The sequence below is a fragment of the Roseateles hydrophilus genome, from assembly GCF_026712245.1.
Taxonomy (GTDB): domain Bacteria; phylum Pseudomonadota; class Gammaproteobacteria; order Burkholderiales; family Burkholderiaceae_C; genus Pelomonas; species Pelomonas hydrophilus.
The window spans coordinates 253,417-269,605 of sequence record NZ_JAPPUY010000001.1 but is presented as its reverse complement, the minus strand read 5'-3'; the positions used below and the strand labels follow the sequence as shown (position 1 = coordinate 269,605).

The following is a 16,189-nucleotide window of genomic DNA, read 5'->3' as shown; positions in this document are numbered from 1 at the left end:
GCGTCCCTACAATTTCGAACCGTTTTCGCAACACTCAAGGCCATGTACAAGCTCGTCCTCATCCGCCACGGCGAATCGACCTGGAATCTCGAAAACCGCTTCACCGGCTGGACCGATGTGGACCTGACACCCACGGGCGTGGAACAGGCCAAGAGCGCGGGCCGACTGCTCAAGGAAGCCGGCTACGACTTCGACATTGCCTACACCTCGGTGCTCAAGCGCGCCGTGTGGACGCTGTGGCACGCGCTGGACCAGATGGACCGCACCTGGCTGCCGGTGCAGCACGCCTGGCGCCTGAACGAGCGCCACTACGGCGGCCTGCAGGGCCTGAACAAGGCCGACATGGCCAAACAGTACGGCGATGAGCAGGTGCTTGTCTGGCGTCGCAGCTACGACACGCCGCCGCCGGCCCTGGAAGCCACCGACCCGCGCAGCGAGCGCAGCGATGTGCGCTACGCCAAGCTCAACCCGAGCGACATCCCGCTGACGGAATGCCTGAAGGACACGGTCGCCCGCGTGCTGCCGTTCTGGAACGAGACCGTCGCGCCCGCCATCCAGGGTGGCCAGCGCGTGCTGATCGCCGCGCACGGCAACAGCATCCGCGCACTGGTGAAGTACCTGGACGGCATCGCCGACGACGCCATCGTGGGCGTGAACATCCCCAACGGCATCCCGCTGGTCTACGAGCTGGACGCCAACCTGAAACCCATCAAGAGCTACTACCTGGGCGACGCCGAAGCGGCCGCCAAGGCAGCCGCCGCCGTCGCGAATCAGGGCAAGGCCTGATCCACGGCTGACAGCACCTCATCGACGCTGACCCACTCGGGCCAGCGTCGCATGACGGTGACGCTCGATCCCCACGGCGCCCAGCGCGCCGGATCGGTCGGCCCCAGCACGCTGAGCAGCCGTGCGCCGACGCCGGCGGCCATGTGGGCCGGCCCGGTGTCGTTGGAGACCACCACGCCGGCCAGCTGCAGCAGCGCGTTGTAGACGCCCAGCGCCACACCATCCAGGCGGATGGCGTCCGGATACAAGTCCTTCGCCCCCTGCACCTCGGCCGGCCCCGGCACGATGACGATCCGGCGGCCGTCGGCATGCAGACGACGCACGAACGCCGGGAAGTCCGGCCAGCTGCGGTCCAGGAACTCGACCTTGCCGTTCGCGAACGGGCAGATCAGCACGTAGCGCCCGGCCTCCAGGCCCTGCTCGGCCAGCAAGGCCAGCGCCTGCCCGCGCTGCGCCTCGGTGACCTTCACGTGGATGTCGGCCGGCGGCTCCGCCTGGATGCCCAGGAAGTCGCAGGCCAGCTCCCAGTACTCCACCAGTGTGTGCCGCCCGTCGCGGCGCGGGTGGCCGCGCTGCATCAGCCACGTGCGGCCGTCGCCGGCATGGCCCTCGGCCTTGAGCCCGGCCAGCCGCGCATCCAGCGCGGCCGAAAAGGCATAGGGCAGCAGCAGCGTGTTGGAGCGGCGGTCGAACCCGCCATCCTCGGCTCGAAAACGCTGGCGCAGCTCGCGCAGCTGCGCGATGCGGTCGCCCACCTTCGCGGGCCGCACATGCACCGCCCAACCCTCGGCCTCCAGCAGCCCGCGCGCCCAACCCTTGCCCACCAGCTCCAGCCGGTAGCCGTGCTGCTCCAGCAGCCTCAGCGCCGGCAGGCTCAGCACCGTGTCGCCCACGAAGTTGCGCAGGCGCACGATCAGCGGCTTGGGTGGGGTGCTGGCTTCTATCATCCGGGGCTCTTGCAAAGTGGCGCGGGATTCTGCCAGCGCATCCTCATGAACAGCCTGCCTTCCTCTGCCGATGTGATCGCCGCCCACGACGCGGCGCTGGCCTCGGCCCCTGTGTCCGCCGAGGCGAACGACGTCACCGGCTGGATCGCCGTCAACCATTTCCACAACCGCAGCCTGTGGGCCCAGGAAGACCTGGCCCGCCGCACGCTGGCCGCCGATGCGGAGATCGTCGCCAACAAGCGCGCCATCGACCGCCACAACCAGGCCCGCAACGACGCCATCGAGCGCATCGACGAGTTCCTGCTGTCGGCGCTGGGCCTGGTGGACCCGGCCACCATCGGCAGCGCGCTGCCGGTGTCCACCGTCGCGGCCGGCGCGCGGCTGAACAGCGAGACGGCCGGCTCCATGCTGGACCGCATCTCCATCCTGGGCCTGAAGATCGCCGCGATGCGCGAGCAGACGCAGCGCAGCGACGTCGACGACGCGCACCGCCAGGCCTGCGGCGAGCGTCTGCAGCGCCTCATCCAGCAGCGCGCCGACCTGGGCGCCTGCTACGACGAGCTGCTGGCCGACGCCCGCGCCGGCCGGGCCTACTTCAAGGTCTACCGCCAATTCAAGATGTACAACGACCCGCGGCTGAACCCGGCGCTGGTGGCGGAGCGCAAGTGATATCGCCGCGTTTCGCGGCCAACCTCGACTGGCTGTACGCGGAGCATGCCTACCTGGACCGGCCCGCAGCCGCCCGCGCCGACGGCTTCAGCACCGTCGAGCTGCAGCAGCCGCACCTGCACGACACCACAGCGCTGAAGGCGGCACTCGAAGGCCTGCACGTCGTGCTCATCAACGCGCCGGCCGGCGACTGGGCCGCTGGTGACCGCGGGTTTGCCGCCCTGCCCGGCCGCGAAGCCGCGTTCCGCGACACGACGCTGCGCGGGCTGGACCTCGCCACGCGGCTGGGTGCCGCGCGCCTGCATCTGCTGTCAGGCCTCGCCGACGACGGCGCCGACACGCGCGCCACCTGGCTGGCCAACCTGCGCTGGGCTGCGGAGCAGTCGACGCTGCCGCTGGTCGTAGAGCCCATCAACCGGCGCGACATGCCGGGCTACTTCCTGCACCGCCAGGCGCAGGCGCTGGCGCTGCTGGCCGAATTGGGCTCTCCGCGCGTGCAACTGCAGCTGGACCTCTACCACTGCCGCATCGCTGAGGGCGAGTCGGCAAGCCACCTGGCCCGCGCGCTGGACCTGGGCGTGCTGGGCCATGTGCAGGTGGCCGGCGTGGCCGGCCGTCACGAGCCGGCTGCCGGCGAGTACGCAGCCGATCTGGAGTTGCTGGAGACGCGCGGCTGGCCCGGCGCCGTCGGACTGGAATACCGGCCACGTGCCAGCACATCGGCCGGCCTGGGCTGGCTTAGAGCCGCTCGCTGATCACGCCGCGCAGCGCCTCGGCCAGCGCGCGGCGATCCTGACCGGCGACTTCCACGCTGGGCAGGATCTGCACCTCGATGCCCAGGCCACGCGCCGAGGCGATGGCCCACAGGCTCTGCGCCAGCGTCGTTTCGCCGATGAAGCGCGCCGACACGGCAAAGCGCTCACCCGGCGCATGCCAGCGCAGCACCACCGGCAGCACCGGCGCCTGCGCCGACACCGCCGCCTGCAGCAGGTTGGCATGGAAAGGCAGCAACTCGGGGCCGGGGCCGGTCGTGCCTTCCGGGAAGAAGGCCACGCAATCGCCCGCCTGCAAGGCCGCCGCGGCCTGGTGCACGACCCGCAACGCGTCGCGCTTGCTCTCGCGCTCGATGAACAGCGTGCCCGCGCCCTCCACCAGCGCGCCGACCAGCGGCCAGTGCCGCACGTCGGCCTTGGACACGAAACGCGCCTGTGGCAGCACCGCATGCACGGCGGCGATGTCCAGCCACGACACATGGTTGGCCACGAGCAGATGGCCCGTCGGCAAGGCCTGACCCTCGACCTTCAGCGCGATGCCCAGGATGCGCAGTGTTTTCAGCGACCACCACTGGATGAGCTGATGCCGCTCGACGGCGGACAGCAGCTCGAAGCGGCGCTTGACCAGCCACAGCCCATGCAGCACATGCGGCACCAACCGCGCGAGGCGCGCGGCGGCGACGAGCGAACTCATGCGGCTTCGAAGGCCACGTGCCCGGCCACCAGCGTGCAACGCACGCGCGCCGGCAGCTCGAAACCGGTGCGCTCGAACGCGAACGGCGTGTGCTTGCCCTGGCTGGCGAGCTGCTCCGGCGTGACGGCCCAGCTGGCAGCGGCGTCAAACACGCAGACGTCGGCCACGCCGCCTTCCACCAGACGGCCGGCGCTGGCCGCCAGCGAGCCCAAGGCGCCACCCATCACACGCACCGGCTCGGCGGTCACGACGGCCAGCGCACGCTGCAGTGGCAGGTCGGCGTCGCGAGCCCAGCGCAGCGCCAGGCTCAGCAGCAGCTCCAGACCCGTGGCGCCCGGCGTGGCCTCGGCGAAGGGCACGGCCTTCTCGTCGGTGGTCACGGGCATGTGGTCGGACACGAGCGCATCGATGGTGCCGTCGGCGAGGCCGGCGCGCAGCGCATCGCGGTCGCGGCCCTGGCGCAGCGGCGGCGTCAGGCGCATGGCGGAGTCGAAAAAGCCGATGTCCACGTCGCTGAGGTGCAACGAATTGATGGACACGTCGGCCGTGACGGGCAGGCCTTCCTTCTTGGCGGCACGCACCAGTTCAACACCGGCGGCGCTGCTGAGGCGGCAGATGTGCACGCGGGCACCGGTCGCGCGCACCAGCTCGAACATCGTGTGCAGCGCAATCGTCTCGGCGCTGACCGGCACGCCGGACAGGCCCAGCCGCGTGGCCACCGAGCCGCTGGCAGCCACGCCGCCGCCGAGGTAGGCGTCCTGCGGACGCAGCCAGACGGTGTAGCCGTAGGTGGCCGCGTACTGCAGCGCACGGCTGAGCACGACGGTGTCTTTGATGGGCACCTCGGCCTGCGAGAAGCCGATGCAGCCGGCCTCGGTCAGCTCGGCCATCTCGGTGAGCGCCTTGCCCTCCAGCGCGCGCGTCAGAGCGCCCAGCGGGAACAGCCGGCAGCGGCTCAGCTTGCGGGCACGGAACTTCAGCATCTCCACCAGGCCGGGCTCGTCCAGCACGGGGTCGGTGTCGGGCGGGCAGACCAGGCTGGTCACGCCGCCGGCCGCTGCCGCCGCCAGTTCGCTTTCCAGCAGGCCCTCGTGCTCGTGACCGGGCTCGCGCAGGCGGGCGCACAGATCCACGAGGCCAGGCGCCACGATGAGGCCGGTGGCGTCGATGGTCCGGTCAGCAGCGAACTCGCCCACGTCGCCCAGCTTGACGATGCGGCCGTTGGCGATGGCGACGTCGCCGATGCGGTCGAGGTTGGAGGCCGGATCGACCAGGCGACCGTTCTTGATCAGGATCTTCATGCTCATGCCTCGTTGCCAGCCAGGATGGCCATGACGGCCATGCGCACCGCGATGCCGAAGGTGACCTGCGGCAGGATGACGCTGCTCTTGCCGTCCGCCACCTCGGACGCGATTTCCACGCCGCGGTTGATGGGCCCCGGGTGCATGACGATGGCGTCAGGCTTGGCCAGCGCCAGCTTGTCCGGCGTCAGGCCGAAGTGCTTGAAGAACTCGCCGCTGCTGGGCAGCATGCCGCCGTTCATGCGCTCGTTCTGCAGGCGCAGCATGATGATGACGTCGGCGTCCTTCACGCCCTCGGCCATGTCGTGGCAGACGCGCACGCCCATGTCGCGCAGGTCGCCCGGCACCAGCGTCTTGGGGCCCACCGCGCGGATCTCGGGCACGCCCAGGATGTTCAGCGCATGGATGTCGGAGCGAGCCACGCGCGAGTGCACGATGTCGCCGACGATCGCCACCGTCAGGTTGCGGAAGTCCTTCTTGAAGTGCCGGATCGTGTACATGTCCAGCAGGCCCTGCGTCGGGTGCGCATGGCGGCCGTCGCCGGCATTCACGACGTGCACGTGCGGCGCGCAGTGCTGGGCGATCAGGTGCGGCGCGCCGCTCTCGCTGTGGCGCACGACGAACATGTCGGCGTGCATCGCGCTGAGGTTGGCCACCGTGTCCAGCAGCGTCTCGCCCTTGGCGGTGGAGCTGCGCGCGATGTCCAGGTTGATCACGTCGGCGGACAGGCGCTTGGCCGCGATCTCGAAGGTGGTGCGGGTGCGCGTGCTGTTCTCGAAGAACAGGTTGAACACCGACTTGCCGCGCAGCAGCGGCACCTTCTTGACCTCGCGGTCGTTGACGGACAGGAAGCTGCCGGCGGTGTCCAGGATCTGCTCGACGACCGCGCGCGGCAGGCCTTCGATGGACAGCAGGTGGATGAGCTCGCCGTGCTTGTTGAGTTGAGGGTTGCGTTTGCTGAGCATCACCGGACTCCCGCAGGGCCGCCAAGGGACTCGAAGAGGCTCCCTGGGGAACCTTGGAGGCCGACGCCCCCTTGGGGGGCAATGAACGAAGTGAACATCGGGGCCATCACTTCACCTCGAAGCTGAAGCGGCCATCTTCGCCGCGGGCCAGGCGCAGTTGTTGCGCCCGGTCAAGCGTCACGCGCGCGGCCGAGAACGCTGGCTCGATGGGCAACTCGCGGCCACCACGATCCACCAGCACCGCAAGCTGCACATTCGCCGGGCGGCCGAAGTCGAACAGCTCGTTGATGACGGCGCGCGTCGTGCGACCGGTGTAGAGCACATCGTCGATGAGCACGATGTGCCGGCCGTTGACGTCGAAGGGCAGCTTGGTGTGGTCGGCCTTGGCCAGGCCGCGCGAGCCGAAGTCGTCGCGGTGCATGGCGCTGGAGATGGTGCCGGCCGCCACGTCGAGCTCGGCCGCCAGCCGTTCGGCCAGCCAGGCGCCGCCGCTCCAGATGCCCACCAGGGCGGTGTCGGCGGTCAGCAGTCGCTGCACACCCTTCTTGAGCTCGAGGTACAGGGCCTCGGCATCCAGCTTGAGGTCGCTCATGGATGTTCTCTGAAAAATTGTTCGAGGATCAGGGCGGCGGCGGCGGCGTCCACGTCGTGTGCGCCTTCGGCTTCAGCCTCGACGCTGGTGTAGCGCTCGTCCACCTCGAAGACCGGCAGGTGGTAGCGCCCCGACAGGCGGCGGCCGAAGTTCTGCGCCTTGGTCGTCATCTCGTGCGGTGCTCCGTCGGGGTGGCGCGGCACGCCGATGACGAGGGCGTCGGGCTGCCAGCTCTTGATGAGGGCGGCAATGGCGTCGAAGTCGCCGCTCTTGAGCGTGCCACGCGGCTCCGCCGCGCCAAGCAGGCGCGTGCCACTGGCCACGCCGATGCGGCGGGTGCCGAAATCAAAAGCCAGGAAGGACTGAAGCGTCGCCGCGGCAGCGTCGCGCTTCATCAGGCGTGGCCCGCGTCCGCGCTGAGCATGCGCGGATCCACGCCCAGCAGTGCCAGCGCGCGCTCGTAGCGCTGCTCCACCGGCGTGTCGAAGATGACCTCCGGCGCGGCGTCCACCGTGAGCCAGCCGTTGCGGCCGATCTCCTCCTCCAGCTGGCCGGCGGCCCAGCCGCTGTAGCCCAGCGTGACGAGCAGCTTCTTGGGGCCGGCGCCGTTGGACAGCGCCTCCAGCACATCGCGGCTGGTGGTCATCTCCAGGCCGCCGGGCACGGCCAGCGTGGCGTTGTAGTGGCCGCCCTGCTCGTCCAGCGGCTCGTGCAGCACGAAGCCACGGTCCGTCTGCACCGGGCCGCCGTAGTAGACCGGCGTCTCGGCCAGCGGCTCGGCGGGCGGGCTGAGCTCCACCTTCTCGAACAGCGAGCCCAGCGTCAGCTCGGTGGGCTTGTTGACCACCAGGCCGAGCGCGCCGTTGTCGTTGTGCTCGCACAGGTAGATCACCGTGCCGGCAAAAGCCTCGTCGGCCATGCCAGGCATGGCGATGAGGAACTGGTTGGTCAGGACGATCCGTTCGGCAGGCATGGGAGTCATTTTATTCTGCGGGTATGCATGCCCCTCTTGAAAGCGCCCTGGTCTGGTTCCGGCGCGACCTGCGCGTCGACGACAACGCCGCGCTCTACCGAGCCCTGACGCAGGCCCGCCGCGTGTACGGCGTCTTCGTGCTGGACCGGGACATCCTCGACGCCCTGCCCCGCGCGGACCGGCGCGTGGAGTTCATCCTAGGCGCGCTGCGCGTGCTGGACGAGGACCTGCGCCGGCTGGGCGGCGCGCTCATCGTGCGTCACGGCTGGGCCGCGCAGGAGATTCCGCAGCTGGCGGCAGCACTGGGCGTGCAGGCTGTCTTCACCAACCACGACGACGAGCCCCAGGCCCTGCTGCGCGATGCTCAGGTCGCCGAGCTGCTGCAGGCCGGCGGCACGGCGTTGCACACCTTCAAGGACCACGTCATCTTCGAGCGCCGCGAGGTGCTGACGGCCACGGGCGGCGCCTACGGCGTGTTCACGCCCTACAAGAATGCCTGGCTGAAGAAGGTCAACGAGTTCTACCTGCGCAGCTACCCGGTCGAGCGGCATGCGCACGCGCTGGCGCCAACACCGCTGGCCACCGGCGTGCCGGCGCTCGCGGACATCGGCTTCCAGCCGGCCGGGCTGATCGCCCATGTCGGCGAAGGCAGCCGTGGCGCCGAGGCGCTGCTGGACGACTTCCTGGACCGCATCACCGATTACGGCGACCGGCGCGACTTCCCCGCCGTCAAGGGCCCCAGCTACCTCAGCGTGCACCTGCGCTTCGGCACGGTGTCCATCCGGCGGCTCGCACGCACCGCCCACCAGCGCATGCAGGGCGGTGACCGGGGCGCCGAGGTCTGGCTGTCCGAGCTGATCTGGCGCGACTTCTATCACCAGGTCATGCACCACCACCCGCACGCCATGCGCGCGGCCTTCCGCCCCGAATACGACGCGATCGCGTGGGACGCCGGCCCCGAGGCTGACTCGCTCTTCCAGGCCTGGTGCGAGGGCCGCACCGGCTACCCCATCGTGGACGCCGCGATGCGCCAGCTGCGCCAGACCGGCTACATGCACAACCGGCTGCGCATGGTGACGGCCAGCTTCCTGACCAAGGACCTGGGGCTGGACTGGCGACGCGGCGAGGCCTGGTTTGCGCAGCAGCTGCTGGACTTCGACCTCGCCGCCAACAACGGCGGCTGGCAGTGGGCCAGCAGCAGCGGCTGCGACGCACAGCCCTACTTCCGCATCTTCAACCCGACCTCGCAGAGCGAGAGGTTCGATGCCGAGGGCCGCTTCATCCGCCGCTACTGCCCGGAGCTGGCCGGGCTGGACAACAAGGCCATCCACGCGCCCTGGGAGCGCGCGCCGCTGGCCATGCAGGACGTGGACTACCCGCGTCCGGTGGTGGACCACGCCGCAGCGCGCGAACGCACGCTGGCCCGCTACAGCGTGGTGAAGAGCCGCAAGATCTGACGCCCGTCGCCGCGGGCTCCCGCGTGCGACCGGGCCGCTCAGAACAGCTCGACGTCGCTGCTCTGCTGCGCGGCTTCGACGATGACGCCGCTGGCCACCAGTGCCGCGTAGTTGTGCACCTGGTTACGGCCGTGGCCCTTGGCGTGGTAGACCGCCTTGTCGGCCCGCTCGAAGGCCGCGGCCGGGGCATCCCCCGCGCGCACCTCCGTGAAGCCGATGCTGACCGTAATGCGCCCGACCTGCGGGAACACATAGCGCTCGGTGTTGACACGCAGGCGCTCGAACGCCTCGCCCGCGTGGATTTCCTCGTCACAGCGCATCAGCACGACGAACTCCTCGCCGCCGAAGCGGTAGAGCAGGTCGTGGAAGCGGAACGAGCCGCGCATCAGCCGCGACAGCAGCAGCAGCACCTCATCACCGATGAGGTGGCCGAAGCGGTCGTTGACAGACTTGAAGTGGTCGATGTCGATGACACCCAGCACATAGTGCGGCGTCGCCGGATCGTGGCGACGGTCCTCCGCTTCATGCTCGGCCGACGGCCGGGCCGGAATCTCGGACAGGACCTTCAGGAAGCTCTCGTCAAAGGTCTTGCGGTTGAGCAGGCCCGTGAGCGTGTCACGCTCGGAGTAGTCCAGCAGCCCCTGGAAGTTGTGATAGATCCGCAGCACGCTGCTGACCATGCGCTGCGAACCTGTGCCCAGGCGGCGCGTGGACAGGATCTCGATGACCCCGACCACATCACGGTCGGTGGCGATGGGGAAGAGGTATAGCCACTGCCCGCCCTGCACCACCTGCGTGACGCTGCGCGTGCGCATCGCCTCCAGCCGCAGCGGATGGGTGGCCACCAGCGGCAGCGCCTCCGGCTTGGCCCACAGCGGGTCGGCCGAGGCCACGGCATCACCCGCCCGGAGGTGGGCGCGGGTCAGCCAGCGCTCCTGGCCGGGTTCGCCCACCGTGCGGTAGATGGCAACCGACTCGGGCTCCAGCAGATCACGCAAGGCCATGACCAGCGTGACGTCCATGACGTCGCGGTCACGGAAGCCCGTCAGTTCGGCAAGATGGTCAACAACCTGGGACATGGCGTCAGGCTACCACTGCCGCATGGGTGTACTGGCGAATCAGCCCCAGCAGCTGTTCCTCGTCATAGGGCTTGCCGAGGTAATGGTCCACGCCCAGCTGCGCCGCGTAGTCGCGGTGCTTCTGCGCGATGCGCGACGTGATCATGATGACCGGCAGGCCGGACAGCCGCGAATCGGCGCGCATGTTGCGCACCAGGTCGAAACCGTCCATGCGCGGCATCTCGATGTCCGACAGCACCACCGACGGCAGTTCGTCGCCGGCCAGCTTCTCCATCGCATCCAGGCCATCCTTGGCCAGCAGCACACGCAGGCCCACGCGCTCCAGCAGGCGCTGGGTCACGCGACGCACGGTCAGCGAGTCGTCCACCACCATCACCAACGGTGCTTGGCTGCCCTCCTCCGCAGCCGGCGCGGCCGGCATGGACGTGCCGACCTCGGCCTGCGCCTCGGCCAGCCGTGCCTGGGCCGCAGCGCCGTACCAATCGGCCAGCGCGACGACGTTGTAGATCAGCGCCACATCGCCGGACGCCAGCAGGCTGATGCCGGCCAGACCCGGAACACGGTTCAGCTGCGCGCCGAGGTTCTTGACCACCACTTCCTGGTTGCCCACCACCTCGTCCACGTGCAGGGCCAGCGAGGCCTGCGCGGTGCGCACCAGCACCACCGGCGCATGCCGGCCGTGCGTGAGCCCGCGGCCGGTTTGGCCCAGCAGGCCGCCCAGCCAGTAGAACGGCATCTCGACGCCGGCCAGTTGCAGCTTGCCGCTGGCATAAGCCGACTCGACGGCCTCCACCGGCACACGCTGCACCGAGGCCATCAGGGCCGCAGGCACGGCCACGGTCTGGTCGCCGCTCTTGAGCAGCACGATCTGGGTGAGCGCCGTCGTCAGCGGCAGGCGCAGCAGGAAGCTGGTGCCCTTGCCGGTGGTCGACTGCGTCTCGATGCTGCCACCCAGCGTGCCCACCTCGGCCCGCACCACGTCCATGCCGATCCCGCGCCCGCTGAGCTCGGTGATCTGGCTGGCCGTGGAGAAGCCGGGCGCGAAGATCAGCCGGCGCAGCTGGGCCTCGTCGGGCTCGGCGCCCGGCGCGATCAGGCCCAGCTGCTGGCCGCGCTCGCGGATGCGGGCCAGGTCCAGACCGGCACCGTCATCGCTGAAGTTCAGCAGCACTTCATTGCCCTGCTGGCCAACCTCGATGCGCAGCGTGCCCGTGGCGTCCTTGCCCTGGGCCGTGCGCACCTCTGGCGTTTCCACACCGTGAGCCACGCTGTTGCGCAGCAGGTGTTCGAAGGCGCCCGCCGTGCGTTCCAGCACCGAGCGGTCCAGCTCGGTCTGGCCGCCGGCAATCTCCAGCTTCACTTGCTTGCCGGCATCGCGTGCGGCTTGGCGCACCACGCGGTGCATGCGCTCGCCGATGCTGTCGAAATCCACCAGGCGGGTACGCAGCAGGTCGTCCTGCAGTTCGCGGGTCAGTCGCGACTGCGCGGCCAGCTCGTCTTCGCCGGTCTGCACGTTGCGACTGAGCGTGCGCTGCAGTGTGGCCACGTCGCCGACCGATTCGGCCAGCATCCGGGTCAGTTCCTGGAAGCGGGTGTAGCGGTCGAACTCCAGCGGGTCGAACTCACGGCCGCCCTGCTGCGCCAGCTCCTGCTGGGTGTGCATCTGGGCCTCGGCCTGCAGTTCCAGCTCGCGCAACTGGGTGCGCAGGCGCTCCAGGTTGTCGTCCAGGTCCAGCAGCGCGCCCTTCATCTGGGCGAGTTCGGACTCCAGGCGTGCGCGGCGGATGCTGACCTCGCCGGCCTGCGTGGCCATGCGCTCCAGCAGGCTGCCGCGCACGCGCACCAGCGCCTGGCCGATGGCAAGGTTGTCGGCGGACTGCGTCACCTCCGCCTCGTCGGCGAAGCGGCTCCAGTCGATCTCGCGCGCCGGCTCGGCCGACACTTCCTCCGCCACCGGCGCTGGCTGTGCGAAACGCGCCAGCGGCTCGGGGCGCGGCTCGGGCCGAACCTCGACAACCGGTTCGGGCTCGGGCGGCGCCTCTGCGGCGGCCAGGCTCAGGCCCAGCGCCTCGAAGGCCTGTTCCAGCGCATCGGCGTCCAACTGCAGGGCCTGCACCTGGCCCGCATCGGCCGCGCCGGCATGCAGCAAGGCCTCGATGCCGGACTCCAGGCGGTGCGCCTGTTCGCCCAGCCGCATCGCACCAGCCAGGCGGGCGCCACCCTTGAAGGTGTGCAGCGCCCGCATGCTGGCGTCGGACCGCGCCAGGTCGGCCGGTTCGGCCAGCCAGTCGCGCAGTGCCGCATGCAGATCGCGCAGCAGGTCGCGGCCTTCCTCGGCAAAGATGGGGAACAGCTCCGGCTCGATGGCGTCAGGCAAGCCCGGCTCGGGCTCGGGTTCGACAGCGACCGCTGGCGCCGCAGCGGCAACGACCTCCACCACGGCAGGCGCTGCGGGCTCAGGCTCAGGCTCGGGCTCAGCTGCAGGTTCGGGGGCCACGGCCGGTTCGGCATCGAGCAGCGGGGCCACCACGGTCAATTCGGCATCGTCCGCCAGCTCGGCCTCATCCAGCGACGCGGCCACCGTCAGGGGCTCCTCCTGCGGCTGGTAGGCATGCAGACGCGCAACAACATCGGGGTCGTTGGGCTTCAGGAAGCCGGCAGCGAACTGGTGCAACAGCACGCGCACGTCGTCCGCAGCGCGCAGGAACAGCTCGACGTCCTCGGCCCCGTAGGCCACGGCGCGCTGCGCCCGGCCGAGCGCGTGCTCGAGCTCGCGGGCCAGGCTGGACAGCGCGTCATAGCCCACCGTGCCGGCGTTACCCGCCAGCGCATGGGCCTGGATCTCGCAGCTCTGGGGCACGACGCTGCCGGGGTCGGCCGCCCATTCGGCCAGGCCAACGGCCAGCTTGCGGGACAGCTCGTCCGCCTCGTTCAGGAAGATGTTGAAGAGCGCAATGCTGATGCGCAGCGGGCCGATGAGCTTGTAGCCCTCATCCGGGTCGGGCGCCTGCAGCTCCTCGGCCACGGGTTCCACGAGCGTGAGGTGCGGCGCAGCGCGCGGCGCCGGGGCCTCGACCGGCAGGTCGATGGGCAGATCGATAGGCAGGTCTTCCTCGGCACTCAAGGCCGGCAGGGCGATCGTCTGCTCCTCGGGCTGCACCGGCAGCTCGCCCACGACCGCCTCGGCGGCGTCGGCCACCGGCTCATCCAGCGCAAGCTCAAGATGGAAGTTGGCGAGCGTCACCTCCTCGGCCGTGGCCACTGGCAGCGGCATGGGCTCGGTGGGGGCATGCGCCGCCTCGCCGAGGTCCAGCGTGGGCTCATCGCTGACGAAGCCCGCAGCGGGCGCGGGCTCGGGCGCAGGCTCGGCGAAATCGAGCAGGAAGTCCGGGGCCACCTGCGTCGGCAGGTCGGTGGGCGCCGTGACGACCTCGGCCTCGTCGGCATGCGCCGCGGCCGGGATGGGCATGGGCGCGGCTTCGGGCCGGGCGGGCATGGCCGCGTCCAGCGCCATGACCTCGGGCTCGAGCGCCACATCGACCGCCGCGGGCTCGGACAAGGGCAGGTGCTCGCCGCTCAGGCGCAGCGCGTCCGCACTGCGACGCAGCGGCGCCGGATCGCTGTGGCCCGGCACCTGGCCGGCAATCTGCTCGCGCCAGTGGGCGAAGTAGTCCAGTGCCTCGCCGGTGAACCCCAGCAGCGCCGCATCGGCCTGCGGCGACGGCTCAGCCAGGCGCGTGTTGTAAAGCTGCTCGCAGGCCCACGCACCCTCACCGAAGTCAGCCAGGCCCACCATGCGGGCGCTGCCCTTGAGCGTGTGGAAGGCGCGACGAACGATGGTCAACTGGCCCTGGTCGGCCGGCGCAGCGCGCAACACGGCGAGCGCAGCCCGGGCGTTGCCGATGACCTCGTCGGCCTCTTCCAGGAAGATCTCGCGCATCTCCGGGTCGTCAGCAACGCTGGGCTCCGACGCAGCGGGCACAGGCGGCGCCACGGGCGCGGGCGCCGGGGCGGGCGCGGGTGCCAGTTGGGAAATATCGAGATCAGGCAGGCTGAGGTCGGGCAGATCCAGCGTCGCCAGGTCGATGCGCAGCGGCTGGGTCGCCTCCATCGAGGGCACGGTATCGGGCCCGGTGTCGGGGTCGGCGTCGAGGTCGACATGGAAGCCGCTGGCCTCGAAGTCGGGCAGCTCGACGGCGCCTTCGCGGCGGCCCATCACGGCGTCCAGGCGGCCGCTCGTCTCGTCGAACTGGAACATGCGCTTGGCCAGGGCCGGTTGCACGCTCAGCATGTCGATGAGGAAGCCCAGGGCGCCAAGGTTGTTGGCCAGGCGTTCGAAGACATCGCGCGCGCCGGGCCGGTCGAAATCGATCTCGGTGCTGGCGAGGCTGTCGATCTCGTCACGCATGCGCACGGTGGCGTGCGCGGCCTGATCCAGGCCCAGCACGCTGAGCACACCCCGCATGGCCTGCAGCTGGCCGGGCACGGGGATCAGCAGCTCGCGCTGCGTGGGGCTGCGGAAGTACTCGTCGCACTGCCGCTCGATCTCGGACAGGCTCGCGCGCAACTCGTGCACCACGCTGCCGAGCGTCTGGCGGTCGGACACTCGGCGGTACAGGTCCTCCATCCAGTCTTCCAGCGGCTCGGCCGGCTGACCGTGGGCGACGGCCTCGACGCGGCGCGCCAGGCGGCGCACGCGGTCGGCCTGCTCCGGCTGGTCGAAGGCGGCGTCTTCCAGCGCGGCCTCGACATACAGCAGGCTGGTGGCCACTTCCATGGCCAGCGCGGGGGCCGGCGTGGCACGCGAGCGCAAGGTCGCAACCACCGCGCGCTGCAGCGTTTGCGCCAGCACCTCGCCACTGGGGAACAGCCGGGTCAGCGATTCGGCCAGGCCGGCGAACTGCTCGTCCAGGCTGGCCAGGCGGTGCTGGTCGCCCTCGGCGGCGCTGGACCAGCTTTCCTTGGCGGCCAACACGCGACGGCGCGCCTGGACCACCCAAGCCGGATCGATGCGGCCGAGGCTGTCGTCCTCGTAGTCGCCAGCATCGGCCTCGCCCAGCCGGTAAGCCTCGTGCACCGCGGCCAGGCGCGGGCCGGCGCCCTGGGTGACACGGCATTGGGCGCAGAAGAACAGCAGGTCCTGCGCGAGGCGCTCCGAGGCCTCGGCACGGCCCAGCACGCGCAGCTCATGCAGCAGCTTGGAGCCCAGTCGCTTGGTGTAGGCATCGCTGCCCAGCAGGCGCAACGCCTGGCCTTCAAAAACGGCTGCAGCCAGTTGCCACAGCGTGCGGGCATGGCCCGCCGGCAAGGCGGCTGCCAAGCCGGCGCACAGGCCGGACAAGTTGGCCGCGTGCGCGGAGCTGGGCTCGCGCATGTGACGCAGCAGCGCCGCCTCGAAGGGTGCCCGCACGCTGTCGGCCGGACGCGGCGTCAGGCCCTCCTCCAGCGGGATGGCACGCCAGGCCCAGTCATGGGCCCACAGGTCGGCCGGGTGGATGCGCTCCGCCCCGTTGAGCTGCTGCAGCGCCCGGTAGCCGGGATACAGCGACAGCGGCGACGTCTTGTTGCCGGCCAGTTGCCGCGCCACAAAGGACAGCAGCGCGAAGTTGGCGCGCTCGATGATCTCGACGCTGGCCGTCTCCAGCGCCAGCGGCCGCTCGGCGAATCGGGCGACGGCGGCCTCGGCCGCGCGCAGTAGCGCTGCACCGGCGTGCAGCCCCACCACGCCCAGCACACCGCTGACCTGGTGCAGCTGCGCCGCCGCCTGCTGCAGCGGCAGGCTGGGTTGGGCGTCGCCGCCCAGCGCTGCGGCGCGGTTGTCGCCACCATCGCGCACGAGGCGACGCAAGGTCTTGTGCACCGACTCCAGCGAGCGGCGCAGTTCCTCCTGCACCCAGGCCAGCGGGCTCAGGTCGGCCGGGAGTTCGGAGTCTCGCGGGGAGCTGTGCATGCG

At 70.4% G+C, this 16,189-nt stretch carries 13 protein-coding genes; 4 read left to right on the top strand and 9 right to left on the bottom strand.

Annotation, left to right across the window (positions count from 1 at the left end; all coding sequences use genetic code 11):
• Positions 1–42 precede the first annotated feature (42 nt).
• Positions 43–786, top strand: coding sequence for a 2,3-diphosphoglycerate-dependent phosphoglycerate mutase (gene gpmA / locus NYO99_RS01160; protein ID WP_268165270.1), 744 nt, complete (start codon positions 43–45; stop codon positions 784–786).
• On the opposite strand, the gene NYO99_RS01155 is transcribed toward gpmA, so the two are convergent.
• Positions 771–1,733: a glycosyltransferase family 9 protein gene (locus NYO99_RS01155; protein WP_268165269.1), complete on the bottom strand. Its 963-nt coding sequence runs from the start codon at positions 1,731–1,733 to the stop codon at positions 771–773. The genes gpmA and NYO99_RS01155 overlap by 16 nt on opposite strands.
• Positions 1,734–1,778: 45 nt before the next feature.
• Between NYO99_RS01155 and NYO99_RS01150 the strand changes: the two genes are divergently transcribed.
• A complete protein-coding gene (locus NYO99_RS01150; protein WP_268165268.1) occupies positions 1,779–2,402 on the top strand; it encodes a DUF4254 domain-containing protein in 624 nt (207 codons plus the stop codon).
• Entirely contained in the window at positions 2,399–3,157 is a 759-nt protein-coding gene (locus NYO99_RS01145) for a hydroxypyruvate isomerase family protein (protein WP_268165267.1), read from the top strand. Before NYO99_RS01150 ends, NYO99_RS01145 begins: the two co-directional genes overlap by 4 nt.
• Here NYO99_RS01145 and NYO99_RS01140 read toward each other — a convergent pair.
• From NYO99_RS01140 to NYO99_RS01115, 6 genes are all read right to left on the bottom strand, one after another.
• Complete coding sequence (locus NYO99_RS01140; RefSeq protein ID WP_268165266.1) at positions 3,141–3,869, bottom strand: lysophospholipid acyltransferase family protein; 729 nt, start codon at positions 3,867–3,869, stop codon at positions 3,141–3,143. The two genes, NYO99_RS01145 and NYO99_RS01140, sit on opposite strands and share 17 nt — an antisense overlap.
• Positions 3,866–5,170, bottom strand: a complete 1,305-nt coding sequence (locus NYO99_RS01135; protein WP_268165265.1) for a dihydroorotase — start codon at positions 5,168–5,170, stop codon at positions 3,866–3,868. Before NYO99_RS01135 ends, NYO99_RS01140 begins: the two co-directional genes overlap by 4 nt.
• A gap of 2 nt (positions 5,171–5,172) precedes the next feature.
• Entirely contained in the window at positions 5,173–6,135 is a 963-nt protein-coding gene (locus NYO99_RS01130; RefSeq protein WP_268165264.1) for an aspartate carbamoyltransferase catalytic subunit, read from the bottom strand.
• A gap of 106 nt (positions 6,136–6,241) precedes the next feature.
• Positions 6,242–6,727, bottom strand: a complete 486-nt coding sequence (pyrR, locus tag NYO99_RS01125) for a bifunctional pyr operon transcriptional regulator/uracil phosphoribosyltransferase PyrR (RefSeq protein WP_268165263.1) — start codon at positions 6,725–6,727, stop codon at positions 6,242–6,244.
• A complete protein-coding gene (gene ruvX / locus NYO99_RS01120; protein WP_268165262.1) occupies positions 6,724–7,122 on the bottom strand; it encodes a Holliday junction resolvase RuvX in 399 nt (132 codons plus the stop codon). The genes pyrR and ruvX overlap by 4 nt, the downstream gene beginning before the upstream one ends.
• Positions 7,122–7,700, bottom strand: a complete 579-nt coding sequence (locus NYO99_RS01115) for a YqgE/AlgH family protein (protein ID WP_268165261.1) — start codon at positions 7,698–7,700, stop codon at positions 7,122–7,124. The genes ruvX and NYO99_RS01115 overlap by 1 nt, the downstream gene beginning before the upstream one ends.
• A 23-nt stretch (positions 7,701–7,723) precedes the next feature.
• Here NYO99_RS01115 and NYO99_RS01110 point away from each other — a divergent pair, with 23 nt between their 5' ends.
• Complete coding sequence (locus tag NYO99_RS01110; protein ID WP_268165260.1) at positions 7,724–9,157, top strand: cryptochrome/photolyase family protein; 1,434 nt, start codon at positions 7,724–7,726, stop codon at positions 9,155–9,157.
• Positions 9,158–9,195: 38 nt separating this feature from the next.
• Here NYO99_RS01110 and NYO99_RS01105 read toward each other — a convergent pair whose 3' ends face one another.
• Entirely contained in the window at positions 9,196–10,236 is a 1,041-nt protein-coding gene (locus NYO99_RS01105; protein ID WP_268165259.1) for a GGDEF domain-containing protein, read from the bottom strand.
• 4 nt (positions 10,237–10,240) lie between these two features.
• Positions 10,241–16,186 carry a hybrid sensor histidine kinase/response regulator gene (locus tag NYO99_RS01100; protein WP_268165258.1) on the bottom strand — a complete coding sequence of 1,982 codons (5,946 nt, stop codon included), beginning with the start codon at positions 16,184–16,186 and terminating at the stop codon, positions 10,241–10,243.
• Positions 16,187–16,189 lie beyond the last annotated feature (3 nt).